General features: G+C 72.3%; 14 protein-coding genes. 6 read left to right on the top strand and 8 right to left on the bottom strand.

Features of this window, described 5'->3' with window-relative positions; all coding sequences use genetic code 11:
- Nucleotides 1-26 precede the first annotated feature (26 nt).
- Entirely contained in the window at nt 27-1,799 is a 1,773-nt protein-coding gene (locus AB0M08_RS39485; protein WP_364505154.1) for a LamG domain-containing protein, read from the bottom strand.
- Between the two features lie 184 nt (nt 1,800-1,983).
- On the opposite strand from AB0M08_RS39485, the gene AB0M08_RS39480 reads away from it, so the two are divergent.
- The 3 genes from AB0M08_RS39480 to AB0M08_RS39470 all read left to right on the top strand — a co-directional run bounded on the left by AB0M08_RS39480 (nt 1,984) and on the right by AB0M08_RS39470 (nt 3,857).
- Nucleotides 1,984-2,433, top strand: coding sequence for a hypothetical protein (locus tag AB0M08_RS39480; RefSeq protein WP_364505153.1), 450 nt, complete (start codon nt 1,984-1,986; stop codon nt 2,431-2,433).
- 9 nt (nt 2,434-2,442) lie between these two features.
- Nucleotides 2,443-3,213 carry an LLM class F420-dependent oxidoreductase gene (locus AB0M08_RS39475; RefSeq protein WP_364505151.1) on the top strand — a complete coding sequence of 257 codons (771 nt, stop codon included), beginning with the start codon at nt 2,443-2,445 and terminating at the stop codon, nt 3,211-3,213.
- An 86-nt stretch (nt 3,214-3,299) separates the two neighbouring features.
- The gene (locus AB0M08_RS39470; protein ID WP_364505149.1) at nt 3,300-3,857 is read left to right on the top strand and encodes a hypothetical protein; all 558 of its coding nucleotides are present in this window, start codon (nt 3,300-3,302) and stop codon (nt 3,855-3,857) included.
- A 123-nt stretch (nt 3,858-3,980) separates the two neighbouring features.
- On the opposite strand, the gene AB0M08_RS39465 is transcribed toward AB0M08_RS39470, so the two are convergent.
- Nucleotides 3,981-4,172, bottom strand: coding sequence for a hypothetical protein (locus AB0M08_RS39465; RefSeq protein WP_364505147.1), 192 nt, complete (start codon nt 4,170-4,172; stop codon nt 3,981-3,983).
- 445 nt (nt 4,173-4,617) lie between these two features.
- Between AB0M08_RS39465 and AB0M08_RS39460 the strand changes: the two genes are divergently transcribed.
- Together AB0M08_RS39460 and AB0M08_RS39455 are read left to right on the top strand one after the other, a co-directional pair.
- A complete protein-coding gene (locus AB0M08_RS39460) occupies nt 4,618-4,842 on the top strand; it encodes a hypothetical protein (RefSeq protein ID WP_364505145.1) in 225 nt (74 codons plus the stop codon).
- 157 nt (nt 4,843-4,999) lie between these two features.
- Nucleotides 5,000-5,620: an ATP-binding protein gene (locus AB0M08_RS39455; protein WP_364505143.1), complete on the top strand. Its 621-nt coding sequence runs from the start codon at nt 5,000-5,002 to the stop codon at nt 5,618-5,620.
- Here AB0M08_RS39455 and AB0M08_RS39450 read toward each other — a convergent pair.
- The 6 genes from AB0M08_RS39450 to AB0M08_RS39425 all read right to left on the bottom strand — a co-directional run bounded on the left by AB0M08_RS39450 (nt 5,604) and on the right by AB0M08_RS39425 (nt 12,195).
- Nucleotides 5,604-7,136, bottom strand: coding sequence for an SLC13 family permease (locus AB0M08_RS39450; RefSeq protein ID WP_364505141.1), 1,533 nt, complete (start codon nt 7,134-7,136; stop codon nt 5,604-5,606). The genes AB0M08_RS39455 and AB0M08_RS39450 overlap by 17 nt on opposite strands.
- A gap of 256 nt (nt 7,137-7,392) precedes the next feature.
- On the bottom strand, nt 7,393-8,151 hold the full coding sequence (locus tag AB0M08_RS39445) for an ABC transporter permease (protein ID WP_364505139.1): 759 nt from the start codon (nt 8,149-8,151) through the stop codon (nt 7,393-7,395).
- A gap of 49 nt (nt 8,152-8,200) precedes the next feature.
- On the bottom strand, nt 8,201-9,001 hold the full coding sequence (locus tag AB0M08_RS39440; RefSeq protein ID WP_364505138.1) for a methyltransferase domain-containing protein: 801 nt from the start codon (nt 8,999-9,001) through the stop codon (nt 8,201-8,203).
- The gene (locus AB0M08_RS39435) at nt 9,001-9,990 is read right to left on the bottom strand and encodes an ABC transporter substrate-binding protein (protein ID WP_364505136.1); all 990 of its coding nucleotides are present in this window, start codon (nt 9,988-9,990) and stop codon (nt 9,001-9,003) included. Before AB0M08_RS39435 ends, AB0M08_RS39440 begins: the two co-directional genes overlap by 1 nt.
- Before the next feature lie 91 nt (nt 9,991-10,081).
- The gene (locus AB0M08_RS39430) at nt 10,082-10,687 is read right to left on the bottom strand and encodes a TetR family transcriptional regulator (protein WP_364505134.1); all 606 of its coding nucleotides are present in this window, start codon (nt 10,685-10,687) and stop codon (nt 10,082-10,084) included.
- Nucleotides 10,684-12,195, bottom strand: a complete 1,512-nt coding sequence (locus tag AB0M08_RS39425; RefSeq protein ID WP_364505132.1) for an MFS transporter — start codon at nt 12,193-12,195, stop codon at nt 10,684-10,686. The genes AB0M08_RS39430 and AB0M08_RS39425 overlap by 4 nt, the downstream gene beginning before the upstream one ends.
- Nucleotides 12,196-12,326: 131 nt before the next feature.
- Here AB0M08_RS39425 and AB0M08_RS39420 point away from each other — a divergent pair, with 131 nt between their 5' ends.
- On the top strand, nt 12,327-12,485 hold the full coding sequence (locus AB0M08_RS39420; protein WP_364505130.1) for a hypothetical protein: 159 nt from the start codon (nt 12,327-12,329) through the stop codon (nt 12,483-12,485).
- Nucleotides 12,486-12,648 lie beyond the last annotated feature (163 nt).

Below are 12,648 nucleotides of genomic sequence, written 5' to 3'. Positions count from 1 at the left end.
TTACCCATCAACCCCCGTGAACCTGATTACCCGATATGAACCCAGACGTCGTCGAGCGTCCCGTGGAACTGGTCGTTGTCCACACCGGCGCCCTTGCCCCCGACCGTGAACGGCGCCGCGGTCCGCACCGCCAGCTCGGCCGGCACCGGCACGATCGCCTGCACCACGTCGTCCACCACCATCGACAGCGTCGACCCGGTCCGCCGGCACTCCAGCGAGTGCCATCTGCCGTCCGACACCGGTGCCCGGCTGCGCGCCAGGTACAGGACGGTGTCCCCGATGCCGCAGCTCGGCTTCCCGGACACCCCGTCCACCTGGAGTTTGTACTGGCCACCGCCGTGCGAGTACCCCTTCTGCACGATGTTCTCGCCGCTCGACGTCTCCGCCGGCGAGAGCAGCACGGTCGCCCCGAACCGGATCGGGCGGCTGCCGGGGTCGAGCTCCGCGGAGGGCTCGGCCTGCAGCACCAGGCGCGGGCAGGCCGCGCCGGTGCACTTGGCCGGGAACCTCAGCGCCTGGCCGTTTCCATGATCCACCAGTTGGGGTACGCCCCCGTTCCTGGTCACCGCCCGCAACAGGTGCCGGTGTCCCGACCCGTCGTCGAACGTCCCGTCCGCCACCGTGGTGTCGAAGTTGTAGGCGGCCACATACCCCGGCTCCGCCTGCGCGGCCGTGCTCTCCATGTAGCGGTCCGGATCCGCGAACGCCGCATACCGCTTGCGGGACATCCCGTTGATCACCGTGAAGTCGCCGACCGCGCTGACCTCGCTGAGCGCCGCGTTCGCCGCCAGCGACCGTGTCCCGGCCACCCCGTTCGCCTGGGGCGCCCACGCCAGCAGGTTGCCCTGCTCATCGACGGCGGCCAGCTTGCCCCGGGCCACCGACCCGTCGGTGCAGAGCCCCCGGGTCCCGTTGTTGCCGGTCGTGCAGGCTCTGTCGAAGTGCCCGCCGACGTAGACGGTCCCGCCGAGCACCGTGATCGCCTGGGCGTCCCCGTCGAAGACCCGGGTCCACCGGGTGGCCCCGCCCCGGGTGTACGACACCGCCCGTCCCCCCTGCCCACCCAGTGCCGCGTACACCCCGTCGTCGTCCGGCGCCGTGGCCAGCGCGAACACCTGGGACACCGGCCTGGGCTGGAAGCTGCGGTCGACGAGCCCGGTGACCGGGTCGACCGCGGTCAGGCGCAGCGTCGAGCTGACCCGGTTCGTCTTGTGGAACGAGCCGCCCAGGTAGACCCGGTCGGACCCGACGGCGAGCGCCCGTACCGTGTCGTCCGTGTTCGGCCGCCACGGGTCCAGCGCACCGGTGGCGACGGTGAACGCGGCCAGGTTGGTCCGTGGCACCCCGTCGACCGCGGTGATCCTGCCCCCGAGGTAGACCCGCCCGTGACCGGCGGCGAGCGCGTTCGGCTGGCCCTGCACGCTGTGCCGCAGCGAGGTCAGGGCACCGCTGGCGGCCCCGATCCCGGCGACCGCGTCCCGCCACTCCCCGTTGATCTCGTCGAAGTCGCCGGCCGCGTAGACCACGTCACCGTCGACGGCGAGGGCCCGTACGACCCCGTCCGCGCTGGGCTTCCAGTCAAGCAGCGTCCCGGTCCGCCCGTCGAACGCCGCCAGGCGGGCCCGCGGCACGCTTTTGCCGCCGACCACCGCCCGGGTGAAGCTGCCACCCACGTACACGGTGTCCCCCCGGTACGCCACCGCGTAGACCGGGCCGTCGAAGGAGGGAGAACTCACCGGGTCGGAGGAGACGATCTCGGCGAACGCGGTGCCGCCCACCGCGACGAGGAGGGTCGACATTCCGAGCAATAGCACGCGCCGAACAGCTGATTTTCCTTTTTTGGGGTTGTTGGCCACGTTGGTGGTTAACTTCCCCGCCCGGCAAAGGTCGCGCCGATGTCCACCGCTGCCGCGGCGACGGCGAGCGCCGGTGGTGAGCACGCACTATGCTGCCCGCGTACGCGAATCGAGAAGGAGGAATGCCGTGCCGGCTCGCCGCACCGCCCTGCGCCTCACCCTGATCGCGCCGCTCCTGCTGGGGTCCGCGGCCTCGGCCGCGGGTTGCGAGATCGCCGTCGCGCCCGGCTCCGTGCCCGTGCCGTTCAGTGTGGCCCCGGTCCCCTCCGCCTCCGCGAGCCGCCCGGAGTACGTCTGCACCGCCATCTACAAGATCCTCACCGACGGCGCGGTCCGCCTCGCCGAGTACGCGACCGGCAGCACCGACGCCGCGGAGGAGGGCCTGCGCACCACCTTCGCCACCATGGCCACCGACGTCACCGCGGCCGGCGCGAAGAGCGCCGACGCCACCCAGCGCGCCGCCGTCGACGAGATCGCCGCCACCCTCACCACGGGCTCCACGGCCGAGGACCCGAAGGCCTTCCTGGACGGTGACTTCAGCACGATCGGCCAGAAACTCGACGGCACGTGCACGTAATCTCGACGGATGATCGATAGGCCGGTCCGCATCGGGCTCCAACTTCAGCCCCAGCACATGGACTACGCGACCATCCGCCGCACCGCCTCCGAGGCCGAGGACCTCGGCGTCGACATCCTGTTCAACTGGGACCACTTCTACCCGCTCTACGGCGAGCCGGACGGGCTGCACTTCGAGTGCTGGACCATGCTCGCCGCCTGGGCCGAGTCCACCTCCCGCGTCGACATCGGCGCCCTGGTCTCCTGCAACAGCTACCGCAACCCCGAACTGCTCGCCGACATGGCCCGCACCGTCGACCACATCTCCGGTGGCCGCCTCATCCTCGGCATCGGCTCCGGCTGGTTCGAACGCGACTACACCGAGTACGGCTACGAGTTCGGCACCGCCGGCGGCCGCCTCGACGACCTGGCCACCGCGCTCCCCCGCATCGAGTCCCGCTGGGCGAAGCTCAACCCGCCCCCGACCCGCGACATCCCGGTCCTGATTGGCGGCGGCGGTGAGAAGAAGACGCTCCGCCTGGTCGCGAAGCACGCCGACATCTGGCACAGCTTCGCCGACGCCGACACCCTGGAGCACAAGCTGGGCGTGCTGCGCGGCCACTGCGCGACGATCGGCCGCGACCCGTCCGAGATCGAGGTCTCGGTCGCCGGCGGCCCCGATTCCCGCGACCGCATGTACGAACTCGGCGCCCGCCTCTTCACCGTCGGCACGGGTGGCCCGGACCCGGACCTGACCGAGCTCCGCGAGATCCTGTCATGGCGAGACAAGCGCAACGCATGACCCCGTGGCGGAGGGCCCCGACCGGCCTTCCGCCACGCCCCGGTTTCCGGCGTGGACTCCCCTGACCAGCGAGGAGACGAGGAACGGTGCCCCTGACGCTTCCGGGCCGCCCCGAGCTCGCGACCGCCCTCGACGCCGCGATCGAGACGTTGCGCTCCCGCGACGGCGATCTGACGGGTACGACCGAGCGGGCCGTCGTCGCCCGGCTGATGATCTACCTGGATCGCGAGCTGACTCGGCTGCCGGCCTCCCCGCACCTGCGCCTCGACATGGAGTACGAACGAAGCGCCCGCTCCGTCAAGTCCTTCGAGCGACCGAACCCGCCCACCGGCGCACGACGGAGGCGGAAGATCGTCCCGGACCTGGTCTACCACCAGCGGGGCACCTCGGTGAACCACCTCGCCATCGAGGTGAAGGCCGCCCCCTGCCCTCGCTGGCAGGAGGAACACGACCTGGCGAAACTCCTCCTGCTGACCGGCCGCACCCAGCGGATCGGCATGGACGCGAGGGGCCGGTTCCACCCGTTCGATCCCGCCGGTCGTCCCGCCTCCGAGGAGATCCGCCGACCACGAGAGCTGGGCGCGTACACCTACGGCGTCTTCCTCCAGCTGCACCGGATCGACGATCCCATCGCCTGGATCTGACAGCACGACGCGACGCCCCCACCCCGGCCGACGACCGGCGACGGCACAGCCGGCACCACACCAACGCGATCGTCGCACGGCCGGTCACCGACCCTCATCACACGAGCCACACGAACCGCACGATCACAACGACCGGTCAACCCCTCCTTCCGGTACGCCCACCGCAGCCGCGTCGTCGCGCACCCCGGACCAGCCGAGACGCGGCGCGATCAGGGTGACGGTGTCGCTCAGGATCTGCTCGTACTCCTCCCTGTCGGACTCGTACGGCAGCTCCAGCCGCAACGCGCTCGCTCCCGCCACCACGGGATCCGCCACCAGCCGCTCGACGATCTCCTCCGCCGTCCCGACCAGATCGGGAGCGAAGAGCGTCCGCCGTTCCCCGTGCGGCCGCAGCGTGCGCTCCTGCCGGCTCCGCGCGTACTCCCGATACCGCTGGCGAGTCCACCGGTCCGCCCGTCCACCGGAACGATCACCCGCCCGACCGCAACGGCCCCCGGCTGAGAACCTGCAGAGAACCGGGCTGAGAAGCGAACGGAGAACCGGTGATACAGCGCCCACCCCGCAGCCGCCGCCGTGGTGTCCTCCCCGGCCAGCAGCAACGTGAGCACCCCGGTGCACCCCACCCGCCGACGCGCCGACCGGAGACGCACCGCCCGGCAGCGCGGCAACCGGAGACGCACCGCCCGGGACCACACAGCCCGGCTCCGGCACGCCGCTCAGGAGCTCCACCCGAACGCCGTCCATCCGCTGACTCGGATCGATGCCGAGCTCCTCCGCGAGCCGCTCCCGCAGCGCCTCGTACCGCATCCGGGCCTCCCCCTCCACCCCGGCCGCGAACGTCTTCCCGTTTCTGATCGGCGCCGCGTTCCTCACCGGCTACCGGGTCGCGCCCAGCCCGGAGGCGCGGCGGCTGATGCGGCTCTCGGTGTCCACGTTCGGCTTCGGCGCCACCCTCTACATGCTCCTCGGCCGAATACCGAAGTAAATCACCAGCCACCCGCTGCTGCCCTGGGACATGCTGACCACCCTGGTCTTCACCCCGTTCCCGTTCGCGCTCGGTCTCGCCGTACTCCGCTACCGGCTCTTCGACATCCAGGTGGTGCTGCGCGGCACTCGTCCACGGCCTGGCCACCGCCGGCCTGATGCTCGCGTACCTGCTGGTGGCCACCGCGCTGGGCGCGGGCAGGAGCGTGCTGCCCGCCGCCGTGGTCGCGCTCGCGTTCTCCCCGACCCACCGGTACCTGCGCCGGGTGGTGGGCCGCCTGGTCTACGGCCTGCGCCCGCCCGCGCTGGACCAGCTCGGTCTGCTCGCCGCGCTGCGCGAGCGGGCCCTGCACCTGAGCGGCGGCGGCACCGTGGCGATCACGGTCGACGACGACGGCGGGATCGTGCCGCTGCCGGCCGCCGTCGAGGTGGCGGCATACCACATCGTCTCCGAGTCGATCACCAACGTGGTCCGGCACGCGGGCGCGACCCGCTGCTCGATACGCGTGACGAAGGTGTGCTTGACGAAGGCGGGCCCGGCGATGACAGGCCCGGCTATGACAGGCCCGGAGAAGCACGACGACCTCACCGTGGAGATCAGCGACGACGGCCGCGGCCTGCCGGAACGGTACCGCGCGGGCGTCGGCCCGGCCGGCATCCGGGAGCGCGCCACCGAGCTCGGCGGCACCGCCCACATCGGCGCGTGCCCGGAGGGCGGCACCCTGGTCTCAGTGCGCCTGCCCCTCAGGACGGCGACAGGGATCAGACCACCAGGCTGAGCAGCATCACGCACCCGAACCCCACCACCGAGATGATCGTCTCCATCACCGACCAGGTCTTGATCGTCTGGCCCACCGTCATCCCGAAGTACTCCTTGACCAGCCAGAACCCGGCGTCGTTGAGGTGCGAGAAGAAGAGCGACCCGGCACCGATCGCGAGCGCCAGCAGCGCCACCTCGGGCTTCGCCAGGCTCGCCGCGAGGGGCGCCACGATCCCTGCCGCGGTGATCGTGGCAACCGTCGCCGACCCGGTCGCCACCCGGATCCCGACCGCCACCAGGAATCCGAGCACCAGCGCGTTCACGTGGGCGCCGGTCGCCGCGTCCGCGATCACGTCCCCCACGCCGGCATCCACGAGCACCTGCTTGAACCCACCCCCGGCCGCCACGATCAGCAGGATCCCGGCGATCGCGGGAAGCGCCCCGCCGACCACCGCGGACGTCTGCCGCCGATCGAATCCGGCCCGGTACCCGAGCGCCCACATCGCCACCAGCACCCCGGCCAGCAGCGCGACCACCGGCTCCCCGATCACTTCGAGCGCCTCCCGGGTGGTGTTCCCGTCCGGCAGCGCGATCTCCGCGGTCCCCCGCGCCAGCATCAGCGCCACCGGCAGCAGCACGGTCAGCACCGCCGCCGCGAACCCGGGATCCCGCCGCGCCCTCTCGGCCCGGTCCGGCACCCCGTCCGCGTCGAGATCCTCCGGGTTCCCGGGCCGCCCTTCCGCCCGATTCTGATCAGCGTCGGCAGAGGAAGAGACTGCGGAGGAAGAGGACGAGGCGGACGAGGAAGAGGCGGACGAGGAAGAGGACGAGGCGGTGGCGGAGGGCGAGGCAGCGGAGGATGAAGAGGACGCAGCGGGCACCGCCACCGGCACCCGCGGCGCGATGACATGAGCGAACACCGGCCCCGCAACGATCACGGTCGGGATCGCGCACACGATCCCGAACATCAGCGTCAGCCCGAGGTCGGCGTTCAGGTTGGAGATCGCCACGAGCGGCCCCGGATGCGGCGGCACCAGCCCGTGCAGCACCGAGAGCCCGGCCAGCGCCGGAATGCCCAGCCGCAGCAGCCCGGCGCCGGTCCGCCGGGCCACCAGCAGCACGATCGGCACCAGCAGCACCACGCCGACCTCGAAGAAGAGCGGCAGCCCGATCAGCGCCGCCACCCCCGCCATCGCCCACGGCAGCGCCCGCCCCGGCACCCGGTCCACGATCCGGTTGACGATCCCGTCCGCCCCGCCCGACTCGGCGAGCAGCGCCCCGATCATCGCCCCGAGCGCGATCAGCACCCCCACGTTCCCCGCGGTCGTACCCACCCCGCCGGTGAACGAGTCCACGGTGTCCCCCGGCGAGGCCCCCGCGACCAGCCCGAGCACCCCCGACCCCACGATCAGCGCCAGGAACGGATGCCATTTCGCCCACGCGATCAGCAGCACCACCACCGCGATCCCCAGCACCGCCGCCACGACGAGCTGCCCCGTCCCCGCATCCGTGATCGTCTCCGCCGCGTAGTACATCCGCCGCCCTTACCCTTTCCGAAAACCTTTCAACCTCTTCCGGTACGCGCCACCACTCCCCCGCCGCGCTCAAAAGGCCCTCCCCGCCGTTGAGTGACACTCCACGGCTCCCCCACCGCACTCAAAAGCCCCCGCCCCGCGCGACCACCCCCGCCCCGTGCGATCGCCCCCGCCCCCGCACGACCACCCCCGCCCCCGCACGACCACCCCCGCCCCGTGCGACCACCCCGCGCCCGCGCCCCACCCGGCGGCGCGCTCACCCGGTGATCGCCCGCGCCCACGGCACCAGCGCCCGTTCCACCGCCACGACCAGGTAGAACAGCCCGGTGCTCAGGATCGCCAGCAGCACGATCGCCGCGAACGCGAGTGGCGTGTCGAACGACATCCCGGACTGCACGATCACCGCCCCGAGGCCCGCACCCGGGTTGCTGATCTCCGCCACCACCGCCCCGATCACCGCGAGTGAGACCGCCACCCGCAGCCCCACGAAGACCTGCGGCAGCGCCCACGGCAGCCGGATCTTGAGGTAGGTGTCCCGCACCGACGCCGACAGCGACCGGCTCAGCTCCCCCAGTTCGGCCGGCGTCGAGGTGAGCCCGGCCATCGCCGACACCAGGATCGGGAAGAAGCAGATCAGCACCACCAGCACGATCTTGGGCCGCATCCCGAACCCGAGCCAGACCACGAGCAGCGGCGCCACCGCCACCTTCGGCACCGCGTTCAGCGCCACCAGCACCGGCATCGCGGCCCGTTCCAGCCCCCGCCAGGCGGTCAGCACCACCGCGAGCACCAGCCCACCGGCGGCCGCGACCCCGAACCCCACCACCGTCTCGACGAGCGTCGTCCCCGCCTCCCGCAACAGGTACCCCGGCTGCGCCCGGAACGCCGCCACGATGTCCCCCGGCCCCGGCAGGAAGAACTCCCGGATCCCGAAGACCACGGTCACCGCCCACCACACCCCCACGGCCACCCCCGGCCCGAGCACCGGCAGCCACCACCCACCCCACCGCGGCACCCGGTCAGCCCGCGCCCCGTCAGCCCGCGCCCCGTCAGCCCGCACCCCGTCAGCCCGCATCGCGCCGAGCCCGCCCCAGGGTCGAATAGAGCAGGTGCCCGCGCACCACCAGCCGCGGATCCGCGCAGAGCGCCGACAGCCGGTCCAGCTCCGCCGCGCTGAACCCCGCCGCCAGGAACCCCTCCCGCAACTGGACCAGGTTCACCGCGTGCAGCAGCGCCCCCGCCGTCCCGCCCGCCCACGACCCGGCGCGGATCTCGGTATCCACCCCGGTCAGCCCGGCCTCCACCATCGCCCCGTGCACCCGCCCGGCCCAGTACGGATCGTGCCCGTTCCCCGGCAGCAGCCTCTCGACGAGCACGTCCTGGTACCGGTCGACGAGCGCCGCCGACTCCGGGTCCGGCGCCGCCAGCACCAGCCCGCGGTACCCGGAGGCCCACTCCTCCACCAGCAGCGCCCCGCCCGGCGCGAGGGCCGACGCCAGCCGGCGCAGGATCTCCTCCCGGCCGGGCAGGTGCAGCAGCAGGAGCCGGGCGTGGATCAGATCCCACGGCGACTCCGGCACCGGCTCGGCGGTCAGGTCGTGCCGCAGCACGGTGTAGCCCCGGTCCGCCCGCAGGTGCCGCACGTCGAGGTCGGTCGCGAGCACCTCGGCGCCCCGCCCGGCCAGCCACGCCGCGACGCTGCCGGCGCCGGCCCCGAGTTCCAGGCACCGCCGCCCGCGGAGATCGCCCAGGGCCTCGAGGCGCGCCACGGTGACCGGGTCGCCGATCTCGGCCAGGATCCGGTGCCGCCGCGCCGCGATCGGGTCGCCGTTGTCGAACGAGTACCGGTACGACGGCCCCGCCATCAGCTGCCCGGCGCCAGGTCGAAGTCCACCACCGCGTCCGCCGGGACACCCGCCGGGATCAGCCCCGCGTCGTGGAGCGTACCGAGCGCCTTCTCGACCCGGCTCCGCTCGATCACTCCCGAGGATTTCACGTACGGCGCCATCAGCTCGATCTCGCCGACCGCCGCGGTGACGTCCGCCGCGGGCTGGGCCTTCTTCATGATCTGCGCGGCCTCGTCCGGGTGCTCCATCGCGTACGCGAGCCCCTTGAGCGCCGCGTCCCGGAACCGTTCCGCCAGCTCCGGCCGGTCCCGCGCGATCGCCGCGGTGGTGATGATCCCGTTCCCGAACAGGTCCGGCAGGTAGTCGCTGTACGGCAGCACCACGGTCCGCCGCCCGCCGGCCGCCTTCTCGACCCCGCGGACGCCGATCAGGAACGTGCTCAGCGCGTCGACCCGCCCGCTCGCCAGCAGCGCCGCCAGCTGGGCCGGCTGTGCGTCGACGATGGTCACCTTCTCCGGGTCGATGCCGGCCAGTCTCGCGTACGCGGGAAAGAGCAGTTGATTGACCGACCCGGTCGCGGCGCCCATCCGGTGGCCCTCCAGCAGGCGGGGTGCGGTGATCCCGGAGCCCTCGAGACTGACGATCGAGACCAGGGACCGCTGGTGGATCGCCGCGATCGCCCGGACGTCCGTGTACTGCCCCTTGCCGGCCAGGATCCAGGTGCCGGTCAGGTCCAGGTTGGAGAACTGGGCCCGGCCCGCCGCCATCACCTTGAGGTTCTCCCCGGTGGCCGCCCCGAGCTGAATGGTGACGTCCAGTCCCGCATCGCGGAAGTAGCCCTTCTCCAGCGCCACCCAGGCGAACGCGTCCCGCCCCACCGCGCCGAAGGCCGTCAGGTAGGTGACCTGGTCCGCCGCCGGTTCCCCGTCCTGTTGCGGGGAGCCGCAGCCCGCGACGATCAGCACACTCACGACGATCGCGGCGAATGTTGCGGAGAGACGCCTCATGGCCGGAACCCCCACGTCAGCGACAACCTAGGCAAACGATACACATCGATGCCATGGTCACGGTCCCGCAGAGTCGGGGAGCCGACCCGCCTCACTCCAGGGGCAGCCCGCGCTCCAGCAGCCCCAGCGCCGTCTTCAACTGATCAAAATCAGACTTCTCCAGTACGCTCTCGCCCGAGAGATTCCCCGCCGGCACGGTCGCCATGACCACCCCGATGATCGCCCCGGCCATCGCGCGCACCGACAGCGTCCCGGCCGTCAGCCCGGCCCGTTCGGCGATCACCTCGGCCATCAGGTCGACGGTGGCACCGAGCTGGTGCATCGCGCGTACCCGAAGCTCCGGAACCTCGGCGAAGAGCTTCTGGCGACGGGCCTCCGCCGCCCAGTCCTCCGGGGTGAACCCGGCCAGCGACTGCTCCATCCCGCGGATCACCGCCTGGATCGGCGTGACCTTCGCGGGCTGCGCGCGCACCGCCGCCACCATGACCGTGTCCCAGTCGTCGACCAGGATCACGTCCTCCTTCGCCGGGAAATACCGGAAGAACGTGCTCGGCGAGACCTCGGCCGCCTCCGCGATCTGGTCCACGGTGGTCGCGCCGTACCCCTGCTCCTCGAACAATCGCATCGCGTGCTCGCGGATGGCGGCCCGGGTCTTCGCCTTCTTGCGCTCGCGCAGGCTGGTCGGGGGCGGTGTCATACCCCCGATTCTGCCAGCACGATCGTCTCCTCCCCGCCGGCCGGGCGCACCCGCCGTCGCGGCAGGATCAGCACCAGGATCACCCCGGCGAGCGCGACCAGCCCGGTGGCGACCAGCGCCGTGTCCATCCCGCCGGTGAACGCCCGCCGCACCGAGTCCAGCAGCTCCGCGTCCCCGAGCCGCCGCGCCACGGCCACCCCCGCCGCCGCGCTGTCCCGCACCGCGTCCCCCGCCCCGGCGGGCAGCCCGGTGACGTCGACCTGATCCCGGTACCCGGCGTTCAGCACCGTCCCGAGGATCGCCACCCCGATCGCGCTGCCCACCTGGCGCATCGCCTGGATCAGCCCGGAGCCGACCCCGCTGCGCTCGGGGGTGAGCGCGCCGATCGCCGCGTTCATCGCCGGCGGCATGGTGAACCCGAGCCCGGCCCCGGCCACCGCCACCCAGGCCGCGACGTAACCGTATCCGGAGTCCGCACCGGTCCGCGCCCCGGCGAGCAACGCGCCCGCCATCAGCACCAGCCCGGCACCGACCACGAGCCGTACGCCCAGCCTCGCCACCAGCCGCGCCCCGACGAGCAGCCCGCCGATGACCGGGAGCAGCCGCAGCCCGGTGCCGAACGCGTCCTGCCCGCCGACCGCCTGGAAGAACTGCGGCAGCGCGAAGAGCAGCCCGAAGAACGCGAAGCTGGCCACCGTGGAGAGCAGCGCCCCGCCGGTGAATCCCCGGGACCGGAAGAGGTCCAGATCGATCAGCGGAGACGCGGCCCGCCGTTGCCAGACGGCCAGCCCGCCCAGCGCCACCACCCCGGCCACCACGGTGGCCAGCGCCCACGGGTCGGTCAGGCCCCGCTCGCCCGCCTCGATGATCCCATACGTCAGCGCCACCAGACCCGTCGCCGAGAGCAGCACGCCGGGCACGTCCAGGCGCCGGTTCCGGTCACCGTGCGACTCGGGCACCCACGCCACCACGGCGAGCAGCCCGAACACCACGATCGGCAGGTTGATCAGGAAGACCGAGCCCCACCAGAAGTGGTCGAGCAGCCAGCCCCCGAGCAGCGGCCCGAGCGGGATGCCGAGCGCGTTCATGGTCACCCAGATGGAGAGGGCCCGCGGCCGGGTCTCCTCGTCGAAGACCACGGTGAGCACCGCCCCGATCAGCGGCATGATCACCGCCGAGGCGAGCCCGAGGGCCGCCCGGGCCGCGATCAGCTGCCCGGTGGTGGCCGCCCACGCGCACCAGGCGGACGCCACCCCGAACAGCACCAGCGCCCCGAGCAGGAACCGCTTGCGCCCGAACCGGTCCCCGAGCATCCCGGCCGGCAGCAGCCCGGCGGCGAGGACCAGCAGGTAGGAGGTGGTGAACCACTGCAGATCACCGGTGGAGGCGCCCAGGTCCTGAGCCAGTGTGGGCAACGCCACGCTGAGCACCGTCCCGTCCAATCCGATCGCCAGGGTGCAGAAACAGAGTGCCGCGAGCGCGAACCAGCGCGCTGTGGAAGTAACCATGATTTGAGAGTAACTGTCAAAACACAGCCGCTTTCAGTTCGCTCAGCTTCTCCTCAGCGTCAGCGTGCCGACACCACAGAACGGCGTGGTTATGTCACGATCTTGGATGGCGACGCTAGGGTGGGGCTGACATGAAGAAAATCCTCGGCTGGGTACTGGTGTTCCTGCTGGTCTTCTGGATCGGCACCAACCCGGGGCCGGCGGCCGACGTGGCGCGCGGGATCGGCGACGGGTTCGCCCAGATCTTCACGAACATCGGCACGTTCTTCGTCAACCTCGCCCACGGCTGAACCGGGCGCGCCGGCCCTCTCCTCAGCCGGGCGGGGTGGACTCCCGGTGCACGGCGGCGATGCGGGGAACGTGGCTTTCTCGCCCTGGGACGGTTGGGGCCGTGGGTGCCCATGCAGGGCGGTGGAGCGTCTATGCCCTGCATGGGCACCCACGGCCCCAACC

It is taken from the genome of Actinoplanes sp. NPDC051851 (genome assembly GCF_040681165.1).
GTDB lineage: Bacteria > Actinomycetota > Actinomycetes > Mycobacteriales > Micromonosporaceae > Actinoplanes.
The sequence above is the reverse complement of the archived record's forward strand: the minus strand, read 5'-3'. Positions and strand labels throughout refer to the sequence as shown.

Coding starts and splice junctions, on each gene's coding strand:
- AB0M08_RS39485 (WP_364505154.1), bottom strand. CDS start 1,799: ATGTCGACCCTCCTCGTCGCGGTGGGCGGCACCGCGTTCGCCGAGATC.
- AB0M08_RS39475 (WP_364505151.1), top strand. CDS start 2,443: ATGATCGATAGGCCGGTCCGCATCGGGCTCCAACTTCAGCCCCAGCAC.
- AB0M08_RS39460 (WP_364505145.1), top strand. CDS start 4,618: ATGCCGAGCTCCTCCGCGAGCCGCTCCCGCAGCGCCTCGTACCGCATC.
- AB0M08_RS39455 (WP_364505143.1), top strand. CDS start 5,000: ATGCTCGCGTACCTGCTGGTGGCCACCGCGCTGGGCGCGGGCAGGAGC.
- AB0M08_RS39450 (WP_364505141.1), bottom strand. CDS start 7,136: ATGTACTACGCGGCGGAGACGATCACGGATGCGGGGACGGGGCAGCTC.
- AB0M08_RS39440 (WP_364505138.1), bottom strand. CDS start 9,001: ATGGCGGGGCCGTCGTACCGGTACTCGTTCGACAACGGCGACCCGATC.
- AB0M08_RS39435 (WP_364505136.1), bottom strand. CDS start 9,990: ATGAGGCGTCTCTCCGCAACATTCGCCGCGATCGTCGTGAGTGTGCTG.
- AB0M08_RS39430 (WP_364505134.1), bottom strand. CDS start 10,687: ATGACACCGCCCCCGACCAGCCTGCGCGAGCGCAAGAAGGCGAAGACC.
- AB0M08_RS39425 (WP_364505132.1), bottom strand. CDS start 12,195: ATGGTTACTTCCACAGCGCGCTGGTTCGCGCTCGCGGCACTCTGTTTC.
- AB0M08_RS39420 (WP_364505130.1), top strand. CDS start 12,327: ATGAAGAAAATCCTCGGCTGGGTACTGGTGTTCCTGCTGGTCTTCTGG.